Source organism: Agreia sp. Leaf283, from assembly GCF_001422485.1.
GTDB lineage: Bacteria > Actinomycetota > Actinomycetes > Actinomycetales > Microbacteriaceae > Agreia.
The window spans coordinates 415846-440837 of record NZ_LMNF01000003.1 but is presented as its reverse complement, the minus strand read 5'-3'; the positions used below and the strand labels follow the sequence as shown (position 1 = coordinate 440837).

Genomic DNA, 24992 nt, shown 5'->3' with positions numbered 1-24992 from the left:
GACCCTCCCAGAAGTAATTTACTAGTAAACTATATCCAATGAGTTCCGCCACCCTTCCTCGCGCCCGCCATCTCGTCGCCTTCGGCCCGCACAACGGGGCGCACACCGTGGCCCTCCGCGCCGGCATCTCGATGGCCGTCCCCCTGCTCGCGCTCTGGTTCACCGGCCACCTCGAGTTGTCGCTGTACGCCACCTTCGGCGCGTTCACCTCGCTCTACGGGCGCAGCCACAGCCATCTGGCCCGGTTCCGCATGCAGTCCGTGGCGGCCGCCATGATGGTCTCGGCCGTCGTGCTCGGAACAGCCGTCGGCATCTCCGACGCGCGCGAATGGATCGTCGTGCCGGTCGTCGCGGCCGCCGCCGGGCTCGCCACCCTGCTGTCGAACGCCGTCGCGCTCCACCCGCCCGGCGCCCTGTTCGTGGCCTTCGCCGTCGCGGCGTGCGCGTCGGTGCCGAGCTCGCCCGCCACGATCGGTCTCGCCCTGGCCGTCGCATCCGCCAGCGCAGCACTGTCGCTGGCCGTCGGCGCCGTCGGAGCGATCCGGCCGTCTGCCAGGCACCGCCCTCGTTCGACCTTCGCCGTGTCGTTCCGAGACGCCCTCGCCAGGCCGGGCGAGGCATCCACCGTCGCGCGCCTGGTCACGGGAGTCCTGGTCGCCGGAGCCGTGCCCACCCTGGCCGGCATCGGGCATCCGTACTGGGCGATGGTCGCGGTGGTCGCCGCCCTGTCGGGGCCGGATGCGACGGCGCGGCTCGTGCGCGCCGGCCACCGCATCCTGGGCACGATCGTCGGCATCGGCCTCGCAGCCGTCCTCTTCGCACTCGACCTGCCCGCGCTCGGCACGATCGCCGTCGTGGTCGCACTGCAGGTGGCGGCCGAACTGTTCGTCGGCCGCAACTACGGCCTGACGATGGTGTTCGTCACACCCCTCGCCCTGTGCATGGTCGAACTCGCCCACGCGGCCGACGGCGGCGCACTCATCGCCGATCGCCTCGTGGAGACGGTCTTCGGCGCCGCCGTCGGCATTGTGCTCACGCTGGTCTGGCGGCCGCGGTCAGCTGCGGTCGTCGGCGTGTGACCTCTCGGGCACATCCGTGCTGTCCGAGGCGGATGCTGCGGCAGAGCGCTCCTCGGCCTCGAGGCGTTCGGCTTCCTCTCCCCCGACGGCCTCTCCGCGGGCCACGAGGCCGGCGACGTCGGACAGCGGGATCTGCTTGAGGAACAGCGACAGCAGGAAGGCCAGGCCGATGAACGGCAGCAGGTACCAGAACACGGGCGCCAGCGCGTCGGCGTAGGCCGTGACGATGCCGTCGCGCACGCTGTCGGGCAGCTGGGAGAGCGTCTGCGGGTCGAGCGTCGATGTCGAGGCCGCGGCATCCGATGCACTTGCGCCGGCGTTCGTGAACACCGTCGTGAGGTTCTCGGAGAGGCGGGTGGTGAAGATCGTGCCGAACACGGCCACACCCAGCGAGGCGCCGACCTCGCGGAAGTAGTTGTTCGTGCTCGTCGCGGTTCCGACCATCGACGGGTTCACCGAGTTCTGCGCCACAAGAACGACGACCTGCATGATGAGGCCCAGGCCCGCGCCGAAGACGAACAGGAACACGCAGATCAGCCAGATGGGTGTATCGGCGGTCAGCGTCGTCATGGCGACCATCGCGGCGGCCGTCAGCAGCGTTCCCACGATCGGGAAGAGCTTGTATCGACCCGTGCGGGTGATCGCGATTCCCGAGACGATCGACGTGCCGATCAGGCCCGCCATCATGGGCAGCATCAGCAGCCCGGATGCCGCGGCGGAGGTTCCCGAGGACATCTGCAGGAACGTGGGGATGAATCCGATGGCCGAGAACATGCCGAGGCCGAGTGTGAGCCCGATCAGGGTCGCGTTGACGAAGGTGCGGTTCTTGAAGAGCGCCAGCGGGATGACCGGGTCTTTCGCGCGCGCCTCGACGATGACGAAGAGGATGGCGGCGATCAGCATGCCGCCTCCGAACATCCAGGTCTCGGGGGCTGTCCATCCGTGGTCGGTCTTGTCGCCGCCGAAGTCGGTGAAGAAGATGAGGCAGGTCGTGAAGGCGGAGAGCAGGATCACGCCGAGGATGTCGATCGGCTGTGTGGCCTTCTTACTCGGCAGCCGCAGGGCGAACCAGGCGATGGCGAACGCCGCGATGCCCACGGGGATGTTGATGTAGAACGCCCACTGCCAGGTGAGGTGGTCGACGAAGAAGCCGCCGAGCAGGGGGCCGCCGACGGCGGAGAGGCCGAAGATCGCGCCCAGCGGGCCGAGGTACTTGCCGCGCTCGGAAGCCGGAACGATGTCGGCGATGATCGCCTGCGACAGGATCATGAGTCCGCCACCGCCCAGGCCCTGCATGGCGCGGAAGACGATGAGCTGGGTGAAGTCGCCCGCGAACGCGCAGCCGACCGAGGCGATCGTGAACAGCGCGATGGCGATGAGGAACAGATTGCGGCGGCCGAGCACGTCTCCGAATTTTCCGTAGACGGGCATCACGATGGTGGTGGCGAGCAGGTAGGCCGTGGTCAGCCAGACCTGGTGCTCGACGCCGCCGAGCTGCCCGACGATCGTGGGCATGGCGGTGGAGACGATCGTCTGGTCGAGGCTCGAGAGCAGCATGCCGGCGATGAGTGCGCCGAAGATGATCCAGATGCGCCTCTTCGTGAGGAGCATGGGCCTCTCGGCGGTGGAAGCAGTGGTCACGGGTGGGCCTTTCGAGGAGTGGGAGCGGCCATCACGGTGCGTGCGGCGGCGAGGGATTCGGTGAGGAGGGAGGCGAGATCGGGCGGGCCGGCAAGGTCGTGCAGGCGGTCGCCGACGCTGCGCAGAAGACTGAACAGGATGTGCACGACGGCCTGCGCCCGCAGGTCGTCGGTCGTGACGCCCTCGCGTTCGGCGACGAGGGCGATCACCTGCTTCTCGCGTTCGATGTTCATGCCGATGAAGCGCTTGAGCAGTCGCGGTTCGCGGTCGAGGGCGGCGAAGAAGTGGGCGTGCTCCTCGGCCGTGCCCTCCATGGCACCGAAGTGCTGGATGGCCAGCTCGAGCAGGTCGTCGATCACCACGGGCCAGCCGCGCGACCCGCGGGCCCGGAACTGCTCGGCGAAGACGAGCGACTCGGCCTCGGGATCGGCGCCGATGACGGCGTCTTCTTTTGTGGGGAAGTAGTTGAAGAAGGTGCGACGCGAGACGCCGACCAGGTCGCAGAGTTCTTCGATGGTGAAGCCGCCGAGCCCGTGCTCGGCCGTGAGCCGACGCGAGATCGACGTGAGGCGGGATGCCGTCTCGACCATGCGCCGCTGACGCCGATCGATCGTTGCACTTTCATTCATAGAGTGCATTGTTGCACTCTTGGCTCATTGGTGCAATTCGTGTGGCGACTGCCGAGGCAGAGCTACACGTGGCTCGCGATGTTGATAGTCTGGCCGGTCGGATCCCGAACAAAGAAGCGGCGAATGCCCCATGGCTCGTCACGGAGTTCGCGGACGATCTCGAGATCGTTGTCCCGGGCGAGTGCGTACGCCGCGTCGACATCGGCCACCTCGATCGAGACGTCGACGGAGAGCAGCTCCGGGTCGACCGCCGTCTCACTTGCCCACGCCACGATCACCTGCGTCGTCGGCGTGCTCGTCGAGGCGAGCATCAGCATTCCGTCTTCGTCCATCGCGACACGGAAGCCGAGGAACCCTTCATAGAAACGACGCGCGTCGGCCGGCCGGTCGGTCTTGATCACGGTCATGGCCCTGCGAATCTCCATACCTGCATCCTGTCATTCCGCGTGGTGTGCGGTACCTGCACGCCTACGGGGCGATGCAGATCTTCAGCGGTGCATCAACCGTCGCATCGCCAATGTCAGTTGGAGCCGGAACCGACCGTCAGCTGTGCGCGGATCCCACCCGAGTTCCTGTCGCAACGTCTCGACCCGGTTAGAGAACGTCGAGTGATGCACTCCGACGTGTTCGGCCGCTTCCCGAAGAGTCAACGCATCAGCCAACGCGTTGAGGGACTCATCTGCCCAGGGTGCGACGGTTCGCGTGCGCTCAAGGGCGTCAACGTCATCGATGGGGGGACAGTCTCGGGCGACGAGCCGAGCGAACGTCTCCAGGGCGCCAAGAGATCCGACCCGAACGACTAGGCGGCCATGGTCACCGTCGTTCAGCGCCGTGAATCGGTATGCGACTCGCGCCCCCTCCAGAGATAAAGGAAGGTCCGATATCGATCCGGGCCGGCCCACGCCCACGCGTGATCCGTGCACCCTCTCGAGAAGGGTCGCCAGTTTCTCATCGCTGGAGACCATCACGTCGTCTCCGTCAATCACGACGGCACACATTGCCGCGCCGACGCGCAGGCCCGATCTTCGGGCGACCTGATGCCTGATCTCATCGGGGATGGATTGGTCCGTGAGAATGGATGCGACCTCCGCAGCGGACTGTACGCCTGCACGGTTGGCGGTGCGCTCGCGATCCATCGTGGTGCGGATCGCATAGACGGCTCTCTCGAGGATCAGTCGATCAGCGTCCGTCTCGATCTGAGTTTCCAGAATCAGCCAGGTGCCGCGGCCAGCATCAACGGAGATCCCCCCGCTGGGGCGAAGAGCAAGGTCTCCTGTCGTCACCTCGTTCTGGTCGCAACGGAGGGCCATCCCCCGCACCTCGTCCAACAAGGTCACCGGGTGTCCGGCTACGTCCGCGATCGTGATCATGACATCGGAGATGCCGCCCCGGCGCGCCAAGACCGCATCGAACTGCGCGATGATCGATAGGGCCTTGGCGGCCTCCGGGTCATTCGTTCGGTTGATCAGCTCGATCACAGGCTCCCTTGCCCTTCATCTCTCCCAGGTCTCAGCCTTGGTCAGACAACGCTACCAAGTCCGCCACGTAGGGATGATGGGCCAACAGACCGCCGTCGACGTGAAGCAACTGGCCGCTGATGAAACGACTTCTTTCGGAGGCAAGGAACAGCGCGGCCTCCGCTATGTCCTTGGGCGAACCCAGGTACGGGGTGAGGTGCTGGCGGAGCATAATGTCTCGCATTGGTCCCGCGGCCCAGGTGGCCTCGGTCGCGGGGGTGACAATGAGACCGGGTGCAATCGCGTTGCAGCGGATTCCGCGCTTGCCATATTCAACTGCCGCGTACTTGGTGAGGTTGATGATGCCGGCCTTACTCGCGCCGTAGGCAGGGTGGCCGAGATCGCCTGATACACCCGCATCGGACGCTGTATTCACAATGGAGCCCCCACCTCTCTGCAACATGTACTGCGCGGCGAACTGCGTGCACAGCATGGTGCCCCGGAGATTGATTCTCATCGTTTCATCCCACAGCTCCGCGCCTGCATGCTCGATCGGTGTGTCCTTGGCCCCCGCGAGGTGAACCGCAGCCGCATTGTTGAACACGACATCGATCCCGCCGAACTGCGCAGCGGTGGATGCCATCAGCTCCTTGATTGATTGCTCGTCCCCCAGGTCGAAGGCGACCGCCGCTGCGGTGCCTCCAGCTTGGTGGATGTCCGCTACCGTGCTTTGTGCGGCCTCGAGGTTGAGATCGGCGACCACGACGGCTGCGCCGGCACGCGCGAACCGGCGGGCGGACTCGGCCCCGATTCCGCTTCCTGCGCCTGTGACGACAGCGACCTTCTCGACTAGTTCTGATGACATTGAATCTCCTTAATGATGTAGCGAATGTGATTCTGGTCGACGACTAGAGCCGACGGTGGCGATCGTAGAAGCGGCGTACCTCATCGTTCAGCGAAAGGTCCTCTGGGCTCGCCCCGCCGAAGCCCCCGTGTGTCATGGCTTCGAAGACATGCAATTCGGCTTCGATTCCCGCCGCACGGAGTTTGCGGTGCATCCGCGCCGCGTTCGAAAGAAAAAGGTCTCGTCCGCCTGCGGTGAGCAGGGTGGGTGGGAAATGGGTCACGTCCGCGAAAAGAGGCGACAGCAACGGGTCAGCCAGGTCGCGCCCAGCGGCGTAGAGTTCGTTGACCGGCATGAGGCTGGCCATCTTGTCGACGCCCTTCAGCGTTTGAAACGTGTCGCCGGACTCCGTGAGGTCGATCTCTGGAGATATCAACACGAGCCCGGCCGGCATGGGCAGCCCCTCCTCGTACGCCCGGACGAGCAGGGCTGCCGCGAGATTGCCGCCAGCGGAGGACCCCTGGACGAAAATGTCTGCGGGGTCTCGAACGTCCAGTGCAGCACGGTAGACCGCGATGGCATCATCCAGGGCGGCGGGGTACGGATGTTCAGGGGGCATGCGATAGTCGGGCCCCCACGTGATCATCCCGTTGATGAGAGCTGTTCCCGAGATCATCTCCGCAGCGATCGAGCCGCCGCAGTAGATAAGCGCTCCGCCGTGGAAATCGATGCAGATCGGGACGTCTGCGCTGTCTGCGAGGCCCTCGGCACGCGCCTCGAATATCGGAACTCCCGCAACTTCCTTATGGCTGATCGTCACGGGGAGCGAACCCGCAGAGGCAAGATACTGCTCTTGGATGACCTTGTTGGTCGCCTCGATCAACGCCTTCCATGATTCGGCATCGTCGATGGCGGGATAGTCGAGCTGAAAGGCAGGTACCGACAGCGCGGCGCGCGCCTGATCACTGACACCCACAGGGATAGGAACGGAAGACTGATTCATCGCAACCTCTTTCTTCTTTGAAACGGTCGAGACCAAGTATGTGTCTGAGTGAGAGACGGGTCATCCGCCATCTGGCGTGTGTGACCATCGATGTGGCGCATTCCAGACACGCCTCGTGACGCGGAGGGCGAAACGAGGTCTCACCTATATCAGACTCGGGTCAGGTTCCCTTCAACCGGGCGTCGCGATACGACTCCCCTCTCGTGAGGTCGCAGCGTGGCCGTTGAGGTTCGCGCTCAGGTGATGTACGCCGGCAGCCACTCGAACGTCGAGATCGCCCACCGAGACATCGGCGGTCACCCCGGGAGGAAGAGTGATGTCGACGACGATGCTGTCGCCATCTCGATTCCAGCCGACGGCTATGCGCCCGTGAGGGCTGTCGTACTCTGCCTTCGCCCACTCCACCCCGGCAATCGGCTTCGGCGCGACGATGACACGACGATATCCGGGCTCCGCGGGCGCCAGACCAACGAGGTCTCGATGCATCCAGTCGGCGACAGCCCCCAGCGCATAGTGGTTGAACGAGGTCATCTCACCCGGGTTGATACTCCCGTCCGGAAGCATCGAGTCCCATCGCTCCCACACGGTCGTCGCGCCCATCGTCACGGGGTACAACCACGACGGGCACTCGGTCTGAAGAAGGAGTCGACCGGCCGTCGCGAGTTGTCCGCTCCGGCTCAGCGCGGTCAGTATGTAAGGCGTACCTGCGAAGCCGGTCGAAATGCGATATCCGTTCGCCTCGACGAGCTCGGCGAGCCGCGATCCTGCCCAGCCGATCTCGTCGAGGTCGAGGAGATCGAACGCGATGGCGAGGGCGTACGCCGTCTCGCAGTGGTTCCGTAGCCGCTCCGCATCGTCATCGACGAACGCTGCACGGAACGTCTTTCGCGTGTCCTCCCGCAGACGTTCCATCTCGGCCTGCTCGCTCGAGAAGCCCAGCACGCGGGCGGTCTCGGCAGTGAGCGCCGCGGACCTGTGCAGAGAAGCCATCGCCACGAGGGTCTTGTCGGCTTTGGCCGCTGCGGGATCCTCGGGGGGCGAATCCGGATCGAGCCAGTCTCCGAACTGGAATCCTTGATCCCACAGACCCGAGGGAGAGAGGAGCCCCTCGACGTGACGCAGGTGGGACAGCATCGCAGGGAAGTTCTCACGCAGGACGGCGTCATCGCCGGAGGACATCCACACGGCCCACGGAACCCAGACGATCGCATCACTCCAGACCGCCGTGGAATCCACCGGCGTGATGTCCGCGGGGGCACCAACGTACTTGAGTACGTCCGGTACGACATAGGGAACCACTCCCCCCTGATGCTCCTGTTCGAGCGTCACGTCTCGCAGCCAGTCGCGCAGAAAGTCGGAGGAGTCGAAGAGGAACGTGCTCGTCGGCGCGAACACGGCGATGTCTCCCGTCCAGCCCAGCCTCTCGTCCCGCTGGGGGCAGTCGGTCGGGAGATCGACGAAGTTTCCCACCGTGCTCGCCACGACGTTGTCGTGCAGTTGATTCAGCAGAGGTTCGGACGAGGAGAAGGTGCCTGTTCGACGCAGATCGGAACTGATGCTGAGCGCCGTCAGTCCCCCGCCGATCAGCTCATCGATCCCCCCGGGCCATCCCTCCACTTCGACATAACGGAACCCGTGGAAGGTGAACGAGGGTTCGAAGACGTCCTCCCCTCCCGACAGGATGAAGCGATCGGTCGCCTCAGCCGAGCGGAGCGGCCGCGTGCTCAGTTCGCCGCGCTCGACGACCTCCGCGTGTCGGAGTGTCACGGTCTGCCCGCGGACACCGGCTGCCCGGCATCGAACCCATCCCACGATGTTGCGACCGAAGTCGGCGATGATCCTGCCGGAGGGCGTGGTCCAGGCGTCGATGATCCCCAGTTCCTCCCGGGGTGTCACCGGGGGCCCGATGTAGGGCTCGAACATCTTCGCGGAGTCCTCGACGATTCGCACGGGTTGACGCTCCCACTCGATATCTCTGCGACGAGCGTCGATCGTCTGTCCGTTGTACAGGTCATCGGAGACCGTGTCGGATGGTCGGGCAGTCCAGGTCTGGTCGGTACCCCAGCGCTGTAGGTGACCGTCTTCATAGCTGATCTCGAGTTCGGCGATCCCGGCGAGCTCGTTTCCGTACACGTTGGTCGTCGCCGCCCAGGTGAGGCCGCCCCGATACCAGCCATTGCCGATCTCGAGTTCGAGCTCGGTGCGAGGTTCCATAAGAGGGGTCACGTCGGTCTCGGCGACCCTGATCCGCCATTCGTAGCTCGACCAGCCTGGCGTGAGGAGCGCATCCGAGACGGGGACGCCGTTCATCCTCGCTTCGACGACGCCGAGGGCGGAGTACCGCAGGACCGCCCTCTCGACGGCTCCGTGTCCGCTATCGAGAAGAACATGTCCTGAAAGAACCGGCGCACCCCCCTGGGCGATGTCGGCGGTAATAAGGAGAGCTGAAGTGAACACGGCGGGTCAGCCTTTGATCGCGCCGCTGGTCATGCCCGCGACGATCTGACGATTGAAGAAGATGTACATGATCAACGGGGGGATGGTGATGAGGAGGATATCGGCGAAGAGCAGGTTGAGCGCGCCGGCGCTCGTCGCGCTCGACGCGTAGGCGTAGAGCGTCAACTGCACTGTCGCATTCGCGTCTCCGGGCAAGAAGTAGAGCGGATTGGCGAAGTCGTTGAACACGGCGACCGACTGCACGACGATGACCGTGACGATGACCGGCTTCAGCAGCGGCAGAACGATGCGGAAGAACAGTCTGATCGGGCCGGCCCCGTCGAGAACCGCTGCCTCGTCGAGCTCGCGAGGGATGGTGGCGACGAAAGCCTGGAAGAGCAGGATGCAGAACGAGAGCCCGAAGGTGGCTTCGATAAGGATCAGGCCGCCGAGCGTCTTGAAGATACCGAGTCCCTGCAGCACCCAGATGGTGGGAACCACAGCGGGAGGGACGATGAGGCCGGCAAGCACGAAGAAGTTGATGATCGGATTCCAGCGTGACCGCTTGCGCTGCAGCACGTAGCCGACCATCGCGGCGAAGATCACCATGACGGCGACACTGGCGACAGTGAGCACCAGGCTGTTGATGAAAGCTCGAACGAGGATGCCGTTGCGATCGGCGATGACGGCGCCGATGTTGTTCCACAACTGCCATTCGGCCGGCCAGGTGAACGCCAGCTGCGATGCTTCTGGAGCGGTCTTGGCCGCAGTGATGAGGATGAAAGCGAACGGGACCAGGAAGACGACCACCGAGACGAAGATCGCAATGGTGCCGACGGTCCACCGTCGGATGGTGAGCGCGCTCATACGTCGAGGCTCCTCTTGTTGATGAGACGTGAGATGGGGATCATCACGGCGGTGACGACGATGAACAAGACGACGTTCCCCGCGGTTGAGAGGCCGTAGAACCCGGCCTGATACTGCTTGTAGATGACCGAGGCGATCACGTCGGAACTGAACCCGGGGCCGCCCTTGGTCATGGCCCAGATCAGGTCGAATGAGCGGAGACCTCCGATGACGGACAAGATGATGACGGTTCCGGTCGCGGGCCAGGACAGCGGGAAGGTGATGTTCCGGAATACGTTCCATGAGCTGGCGCCATCGACGCGTGCCGCTTCGAAGTAGTCCTGCGGGATCGCCACGATGCCGGCAATGTACACGAGCGTGGCGATTCCCAAACCCTTCCAGACATCGACGACCGCGACGCTGAGCAGCGCGAGGTTCGGATCGGTGAGCCACCCGGGTCCTTGTATCCCGAAAACGGCGAGGGCCCCGTTGACGATCCCGTCGAACGGGTCGAGAAGTGCCTTGAAGGTGAGACCGACGCCGATGGTCGATACCAGCACGGGGAAGAAGGTCACCGCCCGCAGGTAACCACGGCCGATCAGCTCCGACGTCAGAAGGACGGCCAGCGCGAAGCCGAGTACGACCTTGGCGACGCTGGTGACGACGGCGAAGACGACGGTGTTCATGAAGGAGCGCAGGAGTTGCGGGTCGCTGAAGAACTGCACGAAGTTGTCGAAGCCGATGAAGGTGACGTCGAAGAGAGTCCAGCGAGTGAGGCTGAAGTAGAGGGAGGCGAAAGTGGGAACGGCGAAGAGCACGATGTACAGAGCGGCAGCCGGAATGTAGAACCACGAGGGGTAAATGCTCCTACGTTGTCGCCGCGTCCTCGAGGGACGTGGCCGAGACGTGGTCTTCGTCGAGGGTCGAGCGGCATTCGTCTGCCGAAGGTCAGTCATAATCACTCCTTTGTGAGGGGGCCGGAACGAGGTCCGGCCCCCTGCCTAGAAACGGGGCATCCCGCCTTTTACCAGCCCTTGAGACCGAGCTGCTGAGCCTGCTTCTTCACGTCGTCGTCGTAGGCTGCGGCGCCATCCTTCGCAGAGGAGATTCCGGACCCTACTTCGATCGAGATGTTCTCGAGGTTCGGGCCCTTGACCGGCGACAGGAACTCCAGGGCGGCCGCACTCTTGTCGGCGTCGATGTAAGCCTGAATGTCAGCGACGAGAGCGGGGGTGTCGCCCGGTACGGAGCAGGCGCTCGTCGAGAATGGTCCTCCGGGAACGACATTCTCGACCTGCACTGCACAGCCCTCGGGGGAATTGACGAACGCGACGAACTTCTTCGCGGCGTCCAGCTCGGCGCCCTCCGTGGTCTTCGGAATGTAGACGGCGCTCGGTTCCCACACCGTGAGTGTCGTGTCAGACGCGTTCTCGGCCGGCATGGCGAAGAAGCCGATGTTCGAGACAGCGTCAGGCGAGTTCTGCATCAGAGTGGACAGCACGAAAGAGGAGAGCATCGGATACATCGCGGCGCTCCCGTCGGCCAACGCAGCTGTACCGTCTGCGGCCGTAGCGGAGGCGAAGTCGGCGTTCAACAAGCCCTCGTCGTAGACCTGCTGCAGGTGCGTGAAGCCGTCAAGAGCCGGCTCATCCGAGAATTTCGCCTTGTTGGCGGTGTAGTCCTCGGCCCATTTCGGGTCCTGCTTCAGCACGTTGCCGAAATCGGTCAGAAGGAAGATCTGCGAAGTCCAGGTGTCACCATACGTCTGCTCGATCGGGGTGACGCCCGCCGCCTTGATCTTCTGTGCTGCGGCGACGAGGGAGTTCCAATCCGTCGGAATCTCGATTCCGAGGTCGGCGAACACCTTCTTGTTGTAGGCGATACCGCCCGCATACGAGGCACCGAGCGGTGCGCCGTAGGTTCCGCCGTCAGTAGAAACGACCTCCTTGAACCCATCGGTCACATCGGATACCCAATCGGAATCGGAGAGATCGACGAGTGTGGAGTCGGGATTGAGCGCCTGGAACAGGGAACCCGTGTTGTAGAAGAACACGTCGTCCATCTCTCCGGTGGAGAGCTGCGTCTTGACGAGGTTGTCGCCTTCTGCCCCACCAGGGCGGGTGTTCAGGGTCACCTTGACATCGGGGTTCTCCTTCTCGAAGGCTGCGATGAGCGCTTCGCCCGTGGCGATCGAGTCGTCGCCGTTGGTCGTCAGGTACGAGATCTCGACGGGGCCATCGGCGCTCGATCCGTCGGCCGTCGAGCAGCCCGCCAGTGTAACGGCGGCGAGAGCGGCGCCGGCGATGAGAGCCATGGATCGCCGCGTTGTGAAGATTGAGGACACTGCTTACCTCCTTGTAAGGGTTGAGTGGAGCAACTGCTCCGGTGACATGCATCGCGATGTAGAACAATCTACATTTTGTAGATTGATCTACAAAAGTATGAGACGAATGACCACGAGGTGAGCGTACGCCCTCGCCTTTCTCGTGTCAATCGTTCTACAGTGGGAAGATACCGAGCGAAGGATCTCAATGACGCAGCCCCACTCGACACCTGGCCCAGGGGCCAAGACTCCGCGGCCGGCGACGATCGAAGACGTTGCCAAGCGCGCAGGCGTGTCCCGAGCAGCTGTTTCGAAGGTGATCCGTAATGCCTACGGTGTGAGCAGCGCCATGCACGATCTCGTGACATCGGCGATCGACGACTTGAACTACCGGCCGAGAGTCGCTGCTCGTGCCATGCGCGGTTCGACCTTCACGATCGGCGTTCAGCTGCCACAAGTTGAGAACGGCTTCTTCACCCGTATCCTCGTGGGCATCTTGTCTGTCGTCAGTCGTTCCGGTTACCAGATGATCATCGCTCCGATGGTCGACTCGATGAGCGGCGCGGCAGCGCTCGAGAGCCTCCTTGATCGACAGGTCGACGGGATCATCGCCGTGGCGCCAGCGGTGCCGCAGGACTGGATGGAGCAGCTCGGTCGCCGCGTGCCTCTCGTGCAGATCGGACAACACGACGACCCTGTCAACTACGACGCGGTCATCAGCGACGACGAGGCGGGCGCGCGTCTTGTCATGGAGCACTTGCTCGGGGCGGGCCATACCGCGATCAGTCACATCACGAACGACGAGCGGCTCCTCGCGGAGCCGAGTACAGACCCGCACCCTCGACGGCTGCGCGTCTACGAGGACATGATGCTGGCTCGTGGGCTGGAGCCCCATGTCGTGCGGCTCGATGAAGCACGAATGGATACACGCTCCGCTGCACGGGAGATGTTGATGCGACGGCCGAGGCCGACCGCGGTCTTCGCGGGACACGATGCGATCGCGCTGACGACGATGAGAGTCAGCGCCGAGCTGGGTCTGTCACCTGACGACGTCGCCATCGTCGGCTACGACGACGTACCCCTCGCCGATCACCCGCTGCTGGGCCTGAGCACTGTCGACCAGTCAGGCGAGGAGATGGGAGCCGATGCAGCTCGACTACTCCTCGAGCGTATACTCGGACGCTCTGAGGCCGTCACGCACACCTTCGCACCGGAGTTGCGCATCCGCCGTTCCAGCGCATCCAAGGTCGCCCCGCAGGCGAACAGCTGAGCGCCCGCCGTCATCCGAGCGAGGCGCCTGACCGACGGACAACCGCGACCCCCCGCGGAGGAATACTCCGCTGATCGAAGAGATCCGGCTCCTCACCGGGAAGCGCGACTCGGTCGTCGGTGCGATTGACATAGAAGTCGAATGCGGTGCCGCCGATCGTCCGCCGCGAGTGGAAGACGGTGCCGATCATCTCCGCGGGGAGTTCGGAGGTCACTCCGGCGACTGTGAGCAGTTCGGCGGCGACGTCGAGCACATCTCTCCCTCGGAGACGCGTCGAGACGTAGGAGGCGCTGCCCGCTCCCACCGCGCGCCGCGTCACCGCCGGCTCACCGGAATGAGGTCCGGACGCGTAGCGGCGGAGCACCTGCGTCTCTGCGCTCCGGAGCTGGATCGCCTCGCTCCACAGAGAACCGCGCACGTCTCCGTCCAGCAGGACCTCCTCCCCCTCCAGAAGCGGGTGGAACTCCTCCACCCTGACACCGAGGAGCTCTCGCAGCGCACCTGGGTAGCCGCCGGGAACGACATGATCGTTCTCATCCGCAATCCCTGAGAAGTACGTGGTGATGAGGTTCCCGCCGCCCTCGACGTAGGTGGTCAACTCGCTAACCGTCTTTTCAGGGACGAGGTAGAGCATCGGTGCGACGACGACGACGTACGGGGTCAGGTCGGTACCCGGCGCGACGACGTCCACGCGGATGCCCGCGTCTGCGAGCGCACGCCACCAGTCGAGGGCGTCGCGGCGATATCGCAGCAGAGTGCTGGGATGCGACTCCAGCTCACTCGCCCACCAGGAGTCCCAGTCGAACAGAATGGCGACCGGCGCCGCCTCGCGCCGACTCCCGGCCACCTCGCCCAGTCGACGCAGCCGCCTGCCGAGCTGCACGACATCCCGGAACAGTTCGCTGTCGGCGCCGGCGTGGGGAACCATGGCGGAGTGGAACTTCTCCGCACCGGCGAGGGACTGCCGCCACTGGAAGTAGCACACCGCGTCGGCGCCATAGGCGACGTGGGTGAGCGCGTCCCGCGACATCTCCCCCGGCAGCTTCGGCTGATTCACGGGTTGCCAGTTGACGGCGCTGGTCGAGTGCTCCATAAGGAACCAGGGCGATCCCTGGGCGACGCCCGACGTGAGAGCCGCCGAGAAGGCCAATTCGTCGAAGGATTGGTCTCCGGCGAAGCGGTAGTGATCGTTCGAGACGAAATCGACCTCCCGCGCCCAGTCGTCATACGCGGCGTGGTTCTTGCCCTCCATGATCATGAAGTTCGTCGTGACAGGGATGTCGGGGGTGACGCGCCGCAGCACGTCGCGCTCGGCGATGAGGTACTCCTTCAGAGCGTCGGAGGAGAAGCGCAGGAAGTCCAGGCGCTGGGTCGGGTTCGGGATGGCCGCCACGAGACGTGGAGTGAGCACCTCCTCGAACGAGGTGTAGCGCTGCGACCAGAACGCCGTCCCCCACGCCTCGTTGAGCCCGTCGATGTCGGTGTATCGGAGTTCGAGCCACCGGCGGAACGCGTGCGTCGCCTCGTCGGAGTGGTCCCAGGCGTTGTGACATCCGAGCTCGTTGCTGACGTGCCACGCGACGATGGCGGGATGATCGCGGTACCGCTCGGCCATGCGCTCCACGAGCTCGAGTGCGTGCGCTCGGAACACGGCCGATGTGGGGCGCCAATGCTGTCTGCCGCCGGGCGAGAGGATCCGTCCGTCGACCGTGACCGGAAGAATCTCCGGGTGGGCCAGCGTGAGCCAGGGCGGCGGAGAGGCTGTGGCCGTCGCGAGATCCACTCCGATGCCGCCGGCGTGGAGCATGTCGATGATCTCGTCGAGCCATTCGAAGTCCCACCGATCAGGGGCCGGCTGGATCTTCGCCCACGAGAAGATGGCGACCGAGACGACGTCGACCTCGGCCTCCTGCATCAACCGGATGTCTTCGGCCCAGACTTCGCGCGGCCACTGATCAGGGTTGTAGTCGGCGCCGAACGAGATGCGCTTTGTGTGTTCTTCGCCGGAGCGGAGCCATCGATGTTCCACAGGAGCCTTTCGTTCGTCTTTTCGGTAGCGCGGTCAGAAGGAGCGCTGGGACAGCGGGGAGATCACGAGCTCGTCGATCCGCACGTGACGGGGAGCATCGATCGCGAACATCGCCGAGCGGGCGACATCCGAGGGCGCGAGCATCGCCGAGCGGGCCGCTGCGCCAGGGACCACGGGTCGCTGGCTCAGAAAATCGCTGTCGATGTCTCCGGGGCAGAGCAGAGTCGCCCGCACTCCTGAGTCGGCTTCCTGGTCGTTGATGGTGCGGACGACCGGAGCAAGAGCCGCCTTGCTCGCACTGTAGGCGACTCCCGCACCGGGAGATGGACGCCAGCCCGCGATCGATGACACGACCACCAGCACTCCCGATGCAGAACGCAGCCCCGGCAGCGCAGCGTCAGTGCTCCGGACGACACCGAGGAGATTGGTCTGCACGACGGCCGCGAATTCCGCCATCGACTGATCCGACCACGACCGCCGAGGGGTGTTCGAACCGGCGCACAGGATCACCGCGTCCAGACGATCTGTGCCGGTCGCTGCGGCTATTGACTCGACGAGGTCGCGGGCATCGTCAGCGGCGACGTCGAACGGCACCTCGATGGGCGTACCGCCCGCCGCGCGGACAAGACCCGCCGTCTCCGCCAGTTCTGGCGCCCTGCGCCCCGAAAGGGCCACAGTCCATCCCTGCTCCGCCAAAGCCGTCGCGCAGGCGCGCCCCACTCCGCTTCCGGCTCCTGTCACCCAGGCGACTCGCGTATCCGAATTCATGAGATCTATAATAAGCAGACTATTACGGTTGGCGGGAGTGTTGCATGCTGGTGGATCTCACAGATCGGGTGGTTCTGGTGACGGGTGGAGGCCGGGGCATCGGACGGGCTCTGACGGAGCGCTTCGTGCACGAGGGCGCGCACGTGGCAGCGTTCGATGTCGCTTTCCCGGAGGACCCCGTCGACGCCGTCTTTCAGATCGAAGGCGATGTGACCGATCCTGCATCGGTCAGCAACGGGGTCGATCGCATCGTGGAGCGGTTCGGCGGCATCGACGTGCTGGTCAACAATGCGGGGATCAACGTCGAGGGCCGCGTGGAGGATCTCGACCTGGCCGCCTGGCGTCGATGCTTCGACGTCAACGTCGCCGGTGTCTTCCTGATGTCGCAAGCGGTGCTGCCCCATGTGAAGGCGTCCGGTCACGGACGCATCCTGAACGCAGCTTCGTTCGCGGCGATCGTGCCGTCGGTGGGAGCCGCCGCCTATGGCGCATCCAAGGCGGCCGTCGTGCAGTTCACGCGGGTACTCGCCGGCGAGCTGGGGCCGTGGGGCGTCACGGTCAACGCGTATGCTCCCGGCATGGTTCCCAGCGCGATGAACGGATTCGATGCGATGCCCCCGGCGGCTCAGGACCGACTGCTCGACACGCTGACGCTCCGCCGCTGGGGTACCGCGGACAACATCGCAGACCTGCTCGTGTTCCTCGCGAGCGACGCCGCCGACTACATCACGGGGACTCTTGTCGACGTGAGCGGTGGCAAGCTCGCCACGCAGCTCCCGCAGCGCGCATACGAGGGTATAGCTCCACCCGTCTCATGACCCATCAACGCTCCCTCGTCGATACCATCGGCACCGCCATCGTCAGCGGCGCGCTGCGGGAAGGGACGGTACTCAACATCGAGGCGCTTACCCGCGATCACGGAGTCTCGCGGTCCGTCATCCGAGAGGCTCTGCGCATACTCGAGACGCTGGGGATGATCGTCGCGCGCCAGCGAGTGGGGATCACCGTACTCGGCCGCGAGCAGTGGCATCTTCTCGACCCCCGAATCATCGCCTGGCGTTCGCACGCCGATGACGCGCAGGTGCAACTCCGCGAGCTCATGCAGTTGCGCTCGATCATCGAGCCGGCCGCCGCAGAGCTCGCCGCAGGCCAGGGCACTGAAGAACAGCTGAGCGCGGTCGTGCGGGCTGCTGAGGAGATGACCGTGGCCTACCGCGATCGGCGCGTCGCCGAATTCACGCGAGCCGACCTGGACTTCCATTCGGCGCTCGTCACGGCGGCGTCGAGCTCCGTCCTCGCCCAGCTCTCCGACACCGTGCTCGCCGCCCTGCGGCTGCGGTACTCAGGGAGCGTGCCCGTCTTCGACGAAGAAGGAGAGCGGGCACTGGCAATCCATGTACAGCTCGCCGACGCTCTCGCTTCTCGCGACGCCGCCGCCGCGGTCGCCCTCACCCGTGTGCTCGTCGATCAGACCCGCGATCGCCTCGGGGAGAAGGCAGAGCGAACAGGCGAGGCGGCCTCGGCAACGGCGGATAACGAATCATGAAGCCCTCCGTTCCCGCACGTTGGGAGGCGGTCGTCTGCATCCCGCCGGTCTCGCACCATGCCGAGGGACCTCTCTGGGACACGCGCAGCGGCACGTTGCTGTGGGTCGACCAGTATGCGAAGCTCGTGCGCTCGGCCACCCCTCGCGAGGAAGGCTACCTGCTCCATCCCCCTGTCGCGTTCGACGGCCCCGTGGGCGCGGTCGTCGGCGACGTCCGCGGAGGCTGGATGGTCGCGGCCGCAGACGGCCTGTGGTTGCTCTCTTTCCAGGGCGAGGTTTCCGCTCTCGTCGATGTCCTCCCCGCAGATGGCGTGCATCGACGCATGAACGACGGCAAGGTTGATCCGTCCGGCCGGTTCTGGTTCGGCACGATGGCTATGGACAAGCGCCACGGGGCCGGCTCCCTCTACGTGCTCGACCGTGGCGCGGTCTCCGAAGTGATCTCCGGGGTCACGATCTCCAATGGGCTGGCGTGGTCGTCCGACGGGACCACGATGTATTACGTCGACACACCGACCCGCCGGATCGACCGGTACCTCGCGAAGGGATCCGCTCTCCGGCACGACGGCTCGATCGATCTCTCTGGCCATCCCGGAAGCCCGGACGGTATGACGATCGATGACGAGGGTGCGCTGTGGGTGGCGATGTGGGGAGCGTCAGCCGTACACCGCTACGACCCCTCTGGCGAGCTGATCGGCATCGTCCATGTCGATGCCCCGCAGGTCTCCAGCGTGGCCTTCGGCGGACCGGATCGAGACACGCTCTTCCTTACGACGTCGCGTGAGGACTACTCCCCCGACGACTGCACGGCACACCCTCTCGCAGGGGCAATCTTCCAGGTGCAACCGGGGGTTCGCGGTGGTGCGGCGACCCTGTATCAGCCCTGATCCGATCTGCGGCGCATTACGCCGGCGCATCGGCAGGCTTCCTCATCGCCGCCAAAAAAACAGAGAGCGTCTACCTCGCAAAGAAAAAGGAACCGCCTTGTCAGGCGGTTCCTTTTTGTTCTGAATTTCTCTGATGGTGGAGCTGAGGGGATTCGAACCCCTGACCCCCTGCATGCCATGCAGGTGCGCTACCAACTGCGCCACAGCCCCGTTCATGTCTCCGCCTGGGCTTTCACCCGGGCCGAAACAACTTGCCTAGCTTACAACACAGATCCCGCTCAAGAAAAATCGAGATGCGATCGGAGTGTCGTCACGCTCAGGCGCTGGCCTCCGTCGAGGCGACCTCGATCGGAACGACCGGGCAGTCCTTCCAGAGGCGCTCGAGCGAGTAGTACATGCGGTCCTCCTCGTGGAAGACGTGCACCACCAGGTCGCCGAAATCGAGGAGGGCCCAGCGACCCTCGGAGAGGCCCTCGCGGCGCAGGATCTTGACGCCCTGCTCGGCGAGTCGGTCGATGATCTCCTCACCGATAGCCACGACATTGCGCTCGTTGCGGCCTGAGGCCAAGAAGAAGACGTCGGCAAGGGGAAGCGGACCGGAGACGTCGAGGGCAACGAGATCGGATGCCTGCTTCGAATCTGCGGCCGAGGCCGCGATCTGGGTGAGCTCGATGGAGCGTGCTGAGGCTGTCAATTGAATTTAGAAGATCCTGAAGACGAAGGCGGCGAGCAGAAGGCCCACGACGCCGATCGCGAGTACACCCGCGGTGATCGCGAGGACGACGGGCACGTTGGCCCTGCCCCGCTTGGGAGGAGCGACGAGGGCGTTGTTGGATGCGCCCGTGCTCACGGCTCGGCTGGCGCTGACAGGCGCGACGTCGTCGCCGCTCTGCTCTGTCTCGCCGACCTCGAGGAGGGCGTCGAGGTCTTTCGACTCGATGCCCGCTGCGGGAGCGCCGCTGGCGCCCATGCTCGACGGCAGGTCGATAGATCCGGTGATGATGACCTCACCGGTCTCGTCGAGCGCCGTGCCCATGTCCATGCTGCTCGGAACGGCCGGCAGCACGAGTGCGCTGGTCTGCGACGAATTGGTCGAGCCGACGGTGCGCGACGAGATGAGGTCGTCGAACGATGCGTCGGCGTCGTCGACCTTTGCGGGAGCCTGCTCGTCGGGAACGACGGCCGGCGGCTGGAAGATCGGCGCGAGAATGGGGCCGCTCGAGAGCGATTCGACCGTGATCTCGGTGACGGAGTCGCCGTCATCGGGATCGTCGTCGATCGGCACGTCGTCGGTACGCGGGTCGTCGGTACGTGGGTCATCGATACGCGGTTCGTCAATGACGAGCTCTTCGACGATGGGCTGCTGCTCTGCCGCCTCGGGCGCGAAGCTCGAGATCGGGTCGGATGCGCCGCGGGCTCCGACGGGAGAAGGCGTCTGCGGAGCGTCGTCGCCCTCGTCTGCCGGCACCGTCTCGGAAGGCTCGTCGACGACGACAGCGTCTTCGACGACCTCGGTCGCATCGGATGTCTGGGTGGCTTCGGCCGCAGGCGCGGCGTCAGGGCTCGCAACAGCGGGCGCCTCGGCCGAATCGGTGTCGGCGGCGCGTCGTGCGGCTTCTTCCTGCACCTTTGCTGGATCTTGCCGGTCTTTCTTCGGCATGGTGCGCTCGAGTTCGCGCAACTGGCGCCGAGTCAGCGGCTGCTCGTCGGGAGACAACGTCATTCAATACTCCGATATAGATGGTGCTTGGTGATGTACTGTACGACACCGTCGGGTACCAAGTACCACACCGGAAAACCCCGGCCCACCCGGCCGCGTATGTCAGTGGACGATATCGCTAGAGCCGGAACTTCCAAATAGCTTACGTCTTCATGCGGCAAAGCGGAAATGGAGAGCGGATGGCCGGGCCGTGAGACGGCGACGAAGTGCGCCAGCGACCACAGTTCCTCCGCGTTCTTCCACCCCAGAATCTGCGCGATGGCGTCGGCTCCCGAGATGAAGAACAGGTCTGCGTCTGGCCGCTGCTCGTGCAGGTCGCGCAGAGTGTCGATCGTGTAGGTATCGCCGACCCGGTCGATGTCGACCCGGCTGACGGTGAAGCGAGGGTTCGACGCCGTGGCGATCACCGTCATGAGGTAGCGATGCTCGGCCGGGGTGACGACCTTCTTCTGCCAGGGTTGACCGGTGGGAACGAAGACGACCTCGTCGAGATCGAACGACTGGGCCACCTCGCTGGCGGCCACAAGGTGCCCGTGGTGGATGGGGTCGAAGGTTCCACCCATCACGCCGATGCGGGCGCGCCGGCCGTTCGTGGAGGTCACGTTCTTCGGTGCCTAGTGGTCTGCGCCCGTGCGGTCGGCGTGGCCGTGGTCGTGCGTCGCGTTGTAAGCCGCCGACTTGCGCGGGTGGCGGTTGGCGACGTCGCGGTAGCTCCACATGACGGCCGCGAGGGCGGCGAAAATGACGAAGGCGATGAGCCCGAAGACGATAGCGGGGAACGGCAGCTCCGCGTGAGCTTCAACTTCGGCCAGGAGGCTTGTCACAACTGACATGGTTCTCTTTCGTCGTCGGCGGCGCGCAGAACATCACGCGGTCGATCAAGGATACCGCTAAGCGCGCACCTGCCCGTTTCCCCGCACCAGCCACTTGGTACTCGTGAGCTCCGGCAGCCCCATCGGCCCGCGTGCGTGCAGCTTCTGGGTCGAGATTCCGACCTCGGCGCCGAACCCGAACTCGCCGCCATCGGTGAACCGCGTCGACGCGTTCACCATCACCGCCGCGGAGTCGACCTCGTTCAGGAACCGCTCGGCGTTCGCCAGATCGTTCGTGATGATCGACTCGGTGTGATGGGTCGAGTACCGGCGGATGTGCTCCATCGCCTCGTCGACATCGGCCACGACCCGCACGGCGAGGTCGAGCGTCATGTACTCGGTGCTCCAGTCGTCTTCGGTGGCCTCGACGGCGTCGGGGAACAGGGCGCGTGCACGCGCGTCGGCGTGAATCGTGACACCGGATGCGCGCAGCGCGGCGAGCACTCCCGGCAGCAGGCGGGCCGCCGCGTCTTCGTGCACCAGCAGGGTCTCGAGCGCGTTGCACACGCTCGGCCGCTGCACCTTGGAGTTGTGCACGATCGCGGTCGCCATGTCGAGGTCTGCGCTGGAGTCGAGGAACACGTGAACGACACCCGCGCCGGTCTCGATGACGGGAACGGTGGACTCGGAGACCACGGTGTTGATCAGGGCAGCGCTGCCCCGAGGAATCAGCACGTCGATGTATCCACGGGCCGTCATGAGCGCAGTAGCGCCCTCGCGGCCGAACTCGTCGATGGTCTGGGCGGCCTCGCGAGGCAGTCCGACGGACTCGAGCGCGCTCTGGATGAGGTCGACGAGCACGCGGTTGGTGTTCTCCGCGGCGGATCCACCGCGGAGCACCACGGCGTTGCCGCTCTTGATGGCCAGGGCGGCGATGTCGATCGTGACATTCGGCCGTGCCTCGTAGATGGCGCCCACGACGCCGAAGGGAACCCGCACCTGCTCGATGCGAACGCCGTTGGGAAGCGAGCGCCCCCGCACCGTCTCCCCCACCGGGTCGACCAAGCCGACGAGCTCGAGCGTCGCCGCGGCCAGCGCGTCGATGCGCTGCTCGTCGAGAGTCAGCCGGTCGAGGAGACCGGATGCAAGACCGTTCTCCCTGCCGTTGGCGAGGTCGAGGTCGTTGGCCGAGACGATGGCCGGCACGTTGGCCCTCAGCTGCTCGGCGATGGCCGACAGGGCGCCGTTCTTGACATCGGTCGTCGCCCGCGCGAGGCTGCGCGCCGACGTGCGCGCGGCATCCAGTTTGTCGGTGAATGCGGTGGCGGCCAGTGTCGAAGTGGGCATGGTGCCCAGTTTACGACGCCGGAGCCGCGTCGAACCAGGTTCCGACGGGCTCGCCGGCGAGCGCCTGGGCGGCCTGCGGAGTCGAGGTCAGAATGACGGCCGTGCCGTTGCTGGCCGCATACCGCGCGGCAGAGACCTTCGTGGTCGCTCCCCCGGTTCCGAGACCGGTTCCGACGGCGCCCACGACCACACCGTCGAGCTCGTCGCCGTAGGGCACGTGCGAGATCAGGATGGCGCCGGGCTCGAGGGGCGGGCGCGTGTAGAGAGCGTCGACGTCGGAAAGGAGCACGAGCAGGTCGGCCTGCACCAGTTCGGCGACGAGCGAGGCGAGCCGGTCGTTGTCGCCAAAGCGGATCTCGTGCGTCGCGACTGTGTCGTTCTCGTTCACGATGGGCAGGATGCGCAGCCCGAGCAGGCGCTCCATGGCGCGTTGCGCGTTGGACCGGGGCGTCGGGTTCTCGAGGTCTCCGGCGGTGAGCAGAACCTGGCCGGCCACGATGTCGAAGCGGTCGAGGCTGTCTTGATAGCGGTAGATGAGCACGTTCTGGCCGACCGCCGCCGCCGCCTGTTGCGTAGCCAGATCAGTGGGCCGGTTCTCGAGCTGCAGATACGGCATTCCGGTGGCGATGGCGCCCGACGACACGAGCATGATCTCGACGCCGCGGCGGTGCGCCGTGGCGAGGGCGTCGACGAGCGGCGCGATCTGGCCGGCGTTGTCGCCCGAGATCGACGACGAGCCCACCTTCACGACGATGCGTCTCGCGCGCTCGATGTCGCTGCGATCCGCCAGTCGGACGCGGGTCACTCCTCGTCGGAGCTGTCTTCGCGCCAGAGCCCCGCCTCTTTCTCTCGCACGAGCTCGGCGCGCGCCTCGGCTTTCGCATCCATGCGCTCGAAGTACTCCTCGCGGCGCTGGTTGCTCGTGCGTCGACCGTCTTTGAGCAGTCGAGGATCGAGACCACGCGGGGCGGTCACGAGCTCGGCAGTCGACGTCATGGTGGGCTCCCAGTCGAAGACCACGCCGTTGTCGAGGCCGATGATGACCGTCGAGCCCGCCTGGGCGCCCTTCTTGAAGAGCTGGTCTTCGACGCCGAGCTTGGCCAGGCGGTCTGCCAGGAAGCCGATCGCCTCTTCGTTCGTGAAATCGGTCTGCTGCACCCAGCGCTCGGGCTTGGTGCCCATCACGCGGTAGATGTTGCCGCCAGAGCCGCCCTCGACGCGCACGGTGAAACCGGCCTCGTCGACAGCGCGGGGGCGCATCACGAGACGCGGCTTCGGCGGAGCGTCGATCAGAGCCTGGCGGCCGTCTTCGACGAGCTGTCCGAGCGCGAACGACAGGGGGCGGAGCCCCTCGTGGCTGACGGTGGAGATCTCGAACACGCGGTAGCCGCGGGCCTCGAGTTCGGGCGTGACGAAGTCGGCGAGCTCGCGACCCTCGGGCACGTCGATCTTGTTCAGAGCGATCAGCTGCGGGCGTTCGAGCAGCGGGATCTGGCCCTCGGGAACGGGGTAGGCCGCCAGCTCGGCGAGGATGATGTCGAGGTCGGAGATGGGGTCGCGACCCGGCTCGAGGGTGGCGCAGTCGAGCACGTGCAGCAGTGCGGTGCACCGTTCGACGTGGCGCAGGAACTCGAGTCCGAGCCCCTTGCCCTCGCTGGCGCCCTCTATGAGCCCGGGAACATCGGCGATCGTGTAGCGGGTCTCCCCCGCCTGCACGACGCCGAGGTTGGGGTGGAGAGTGGTGAAGGGGTAGTCGGCGATCTTCGGCTTGGCCGCCGAGAGGGCGGCGACGAGGCTCGACTTGCCGGCGGACGGGTAGCCCACGAGCGCGACGTCTGCGACGACCTTGAGCTCGAGGCGCACATCGCCCTCGAAGCCCAGCGTTCCGAGGAGGGCGAAGCCCGGAGCCTTGCGCTTGGTGTTCGACAGCGCGGCGTTGCCCAGCCCGCCCTGGCCGGCCTCGGCGACGACGACGCGCATGCCGGGCTCGGTCATGTCGGCGAGCTCGGTGCCGTCGGCGTCTTTCACGAGCGTGCCGATGGGAACGCTCAGCACGAGTTCGTCGGCGTTCGTGCCGCTGCGGTGGTCTCCCATGCCGGGGCCGCCGTTCTCGCTGCGACGGTGCGGCGAGCGGTGGAATCCGAGGAGGGTGGTCACGCCGGGGTCGGCGACGAGAACGATGTCGCCGCCGTTGCCGCCCGTTCCGCCGTCGGGGCCGGCGAGGGGCTTGAACTTCTCGCGCTTCACCGACACGCAGCCGTTGCCGCCGTTGCCTGCGCGGAGGTGGAGTGTCACATGGTCAACAAACGTTGCCATCTGCTCTCCTTACGTTGATGTTTCTGTGAAAAACGAAGA

Annotated in this window: 24 protein-coding genes and 1 tRNA gene; 5 read left to right on the top strand and 20 right to left on the bottom strand. The window is 65.4% G+C overall.

Going from position 1 to position 24992, the window contains the following annotated elements:
- The first annotated feature begins 38 nt into the window (after nucleotides 1–38).
- A complete protein-coding gene (locus tag ASF51_RS15730; RefSeq protein WP_055931909.1) occupies nucleotides 39–1079 on the top strand; it encodes an FUSC family protein in 1041 nt (346 codons plus the stop codon).
- Here ASF51_RS15730 and ASF51_RS15725 read toward each other — a convergent pair.
- From ASF51_RS15725 to ASF51_RS15680, 10 genes are all read right to left on the bottom strand, one after another.
- Nucleotides 1056–2690 carry an MDR family MFS transporter gene (locus tag ASF51_RS15725; RefSeq protein ID WP_055932311.1) on the bottom strand — a complete coding sequence of 545 codons (1635 nt, stop codon included), beginning with the start codon at nucleotides 2688–2690 and terminating at the stop codon, nucleotides 1056–1058. The two genes, ASF51_RS15730 and ASF51_RS15725, sit on opposite strands and share 24 nt — an antisense overlap.
- Nucleotides 2691–2716: 26 nt before the next feature.
- On the bottom strand, nucleotides 2717–3349 hold the full coding sequence (locus ASF51_RS15720) for a TetR family transcriptional regulator (protein ID WP_162236969.1): 633 nt from the start codon (nucleotides 3347–3349) through the stop codon (nucleotides 2717–2719).
- Nucleotides 3350–3411: 62 nt separating this feature from the next.
- Complete coding sequence (locus ASF51_RS15715) at nucleotides 3412–3774, bottom strand: VOC family protein (RefSeq protein WP_055931902.1); 363 nt, start codon at nucleotides 3772–3774, stop codon at nucleotides 3412–3414.
- A 63-nt stretch (nucleotides 3775–3837) separates the two neighbouring features.
- Entirely contained in the window at nucleotides 3838–4827 is a 990-nt protein-coding gene (locus ASF51_RS15710) for a helix-turn-helix domain-containing protein (RefSeq protein ID WP_055931899.1), read from the bottom strand.
- 31 nt (nucleotides 4828–4858) lie between these two features.
- The gene (locus ASF51_RS15705; RefSeq protein ID WP_055931896.1) at nucleotides 4859–5671 is read right to left on the bottom strand and encodes an SDR family NAD(P)-dependent oxidoreductase; all 813 of its coding nucleotides are present in this window, start codon (nucleotides 5669–5671) and stop codon (nucleotides 4859–4861) included.
- Between the two features lie 43 nt (nucleotides 5672–5714).
- Nucleotides 5715–6653, bottom strand: coding sequence for an alpha/beta hydrolase (locus tag ASF51_RS15700; protein ID WP_055931893.1), 939 nt, complete (start codon nucleotides 6651–6653; stop codon nucleotides 5715–5717).
- Nucleotides 6654–6824: 171 nt separating this feature from the next.
- Nucleotides 6825–9110 (bottom strand): family 78 glycoside hydrolase catalytic domain, encoded by a 2286-nt coding sequence (locus ASF51_RS15695; RefSeq protein ID WP_055931890.1) that lies wholly within the window; start codon nucleotides 9108–9110, stop codon nucleotides 6825–6827.
- Nucleotides 9111–9116: 6 nt separating this feature from the next.
- Nucleotides 9117–9956 (bottom strand): carbohydrate ABC transporter permease, encoded by an 840-nt coding sequence (locus tag ASF51_RS15690; RefSeq protein ID WP_055931888.1) that lies wholly within the window; start codon nucleotides 9954–9956, stop codon nucleotides 9117–9119.
- Nucleotides 9953–10891 carry a carbohydrate ABC transporter permease gene (locus tag ASF51_RS15685; protein ID WP_055931886.1) on the bottom strand — a complete coding sequence of 313 codons (939 nt, stop codon included), beginning with the start codon at nucleotides 10889–10891 and terminating at the stop codon, nucleotides 9953–9955. Before ASF51_RS15685 ends, ASF51_RS15690 begins: the two co-directional genes overlap by 4 nt.
- A gap of 68 nt (nucleotides 10892–10959) precedes the next feature.
- Nucleotides 10960–12249, bottom strand: coding sequence for an ABC transporter substrate-binding protein (locus tag ASF51_RS15680; RefSeq protein ID WP_055931883.1), 1290 nt, complete (start codon nucleotides 12247–12249; stop codon nucleotides 10960–10962).
- A 217-nt stretch (nucleotides 12250–12466) separates the two neighbouring features.
- Between ASF51_RS15680 and ASF51_RS15675 the strand changes: the two genes are divergently transcribed.
- The gene (locus tag ASF51_RS15675) at nucleotides 12467–13528 is read left to right on the top strand and encodes a LacI family DNA-binding transcriptional regulator (RefSeq protein WP_055931880.1); all 1062 of its coding nucleotides are present in this window, start codon (nucleotides 12467–12469) and stop codon (nucleotides 13526–13528) included.
- Between the two features lie 10 nt (nucleotides 13529–13538).
- On the opposite strand, the gene ASF51_RS15670 is transcribed toward ASF51_RS15675, so the two are convergent.
- Together ASF51_RS15670 and ASF51_RS15665 are read right to left on the bottom strand one after the other, a co-directional pair.
- On the bottom strand, nucleotides 13539–15557 hold the full coding sequence (locus tag ASF51_RS15670; RefSeq protein ID WP_055931875.1) for a beta-galactosidase: 2019 nt from the start codon (nucleotides 15555–15557) through the stop codon (nucleotides 13539–13541).
- 33 nt (nucleotides 15558–15590) lie between these two features.
- Entirely contained in the window at nucleotides 15591–16325 is a 735-nt protein-coding gene (locus ASF51_RS15665) for an SDR family oxidoreductase (RefSeq protein ID WP_055931873.1), read from the bottom strand.
- A 44-nt stretch (nucleotides 16326–16369) separates the two neighbouring features.
- Between ASF51_RS15665 and ASF51_RS15660 the strand changes: the two genes are divergently transcribed.
- Genes ASF51_RS15660 through ASF51_RS15650 form a run of 3 tightly spaced genes read left to right on the top strand, consistent with a single transcriptional unit; the run spans nucleotide 16370 to nucleotide 18758 of the window.
- Nucleotides 16370–17143, top strand: a complete 774-nt coding sequence (locus ASF51_RS15660; protein ID WP_055931870.1) for an SDR family NAD(P)-dependent oxidoreductase — start codon at nucleotides 16370–16372, stop codon at nucleotides 17141–17143.
- Nucleotides 17140–17871 carry a FadR/GntR family transcriptional regulator gene (locus ASF51_RS15655; protein ID WP_055931867.1) on the top strand — a complete coding sequence of 244 codons (732 nt, stop codon included), beginning with the start codon at nucleotides 17140–17142 and terminating at the stop codon, nucleotides 17869–17871. Before ASF51_RS15660 ends, ASF51_RS15655 begins: the two co-directional genes overlap by 4 nt.
- A complete protein-coding gene (locus tag ASF51_RS15650) occupies nucleotides 17868–18758 on the top strand; it encodes an SMP-30/gluconolactonase/LRE family protein (protein ID WP_055931864.1) in 891 nt (296 codons plus the stop codon). Before ASF51_RS15655 ends, ASF51_RS15650 begins: the two co-directional genes overlap by 4 nt.
- A gap of 134 nt (nucleotides 18759–18892) precedes the next feature.
- Here the strand turns inward: ASF51_RS15650 and ASF51_RS15645 are convergent.
- The 8 genes from ASF51_RS15645 to obgE form a co-directional block, all read right to left on the bottom strand.
- Nucleotides 18893–18968, bottom strand: a tRNA-Ala gene (locus ASF51_RS15645).
- Between the two features lie 106 nt (nucleotides 18969–19074).
- Complete coding sequence (gene rsfS, locus ASF51_RS15640) at nucleotides 19075–19452, bottom strand: ribosome silencing factor (RefSeq protein WP_055931859.1); 378 nt, start codon at nucleotides 19450–19452, stop codon at nucleotides 19075–19077.
- Nucleotides 19453–19458: 6 nt separating this feature from the next.
- Complete coding sequence (locus ASF51_RS15635) at nucleotides 19459–20481, bottom strand: hypothetical protein (RefSeq protein ID WP_157412187.1); 1023 nt, start codon at nucleotides 20479–20481, stop codon at nucleotides 19459–19461.
- Complete coding sequence (gene nadD / locus ASF51_RS15630) at nucleotides 20478–21080, bottom strand: nicotinate-nucleotide adenylyltransferase (protein WP_082480193.1); 603 nt, start codon at nucleotides 21078–21080, stop codon at nucleotides 20478–20480. The genes ASF51_RS15635 and nadD overlap by 4 nt, the downstream gene beginning before the upstream one ends.
- A 12-nt stretch (nucleotides 21081–21092) precedes the next feature.
- Nucleotides 21093–21311 carry a hypothetical protein gene (locus ASF51_RS15625; RefSeq protein WP_055931853.1) on the bottom strand — a complete coding sequence of 73 codons (219 nt, stop codon included), beginning with the start codon at nucleotides 21309–21311 and terminating at the stop codon, nucleotides 21093–21095.
- A gap of 57 nt (nucleotides 21312–21368) precedes the next feature.
- The gene (locus tag ASF51_RS15620) at nucleotides 21369–22637 is read right to left on the bottom strand and encodes a glutamate-5-semialdehyde dehydrogenase (RefSeq protein WP_055931850.1); all 1269 of its coding nucleotides are present in this window, start codon (nucleotides 22635–22637) and stop codon (nucleotides 21369–21371) included.
- Nucleotides 22638–22647: 10 nt separating this feature from the next.
- Nucleotides 22648–23427, bottom strand: coding sequence for a glutamate 5-kinase (proB, locus tag ASF51_RS15615; protein WP_200926149.1), 780 nt, complete (start codon nucleotides 23425–23427; stop codon nucleotides 22648–22650).
- Nucleotides 23428–23438: 11 nt separating this feature from the next.
- Nucleotides 23439–24953, bottom strand: a complete 1515-nt coding sequence (gene obgE, locus ASF51_RS15610; RefSeq protein ID WP_055931844.1) for a GTPase ObgE — start codon at nucleotides 24951–24953, stop codon at nucleotides 23439–23441.
- Nucleotides 24954–24992: the final 39 nt, after the last annotated feature.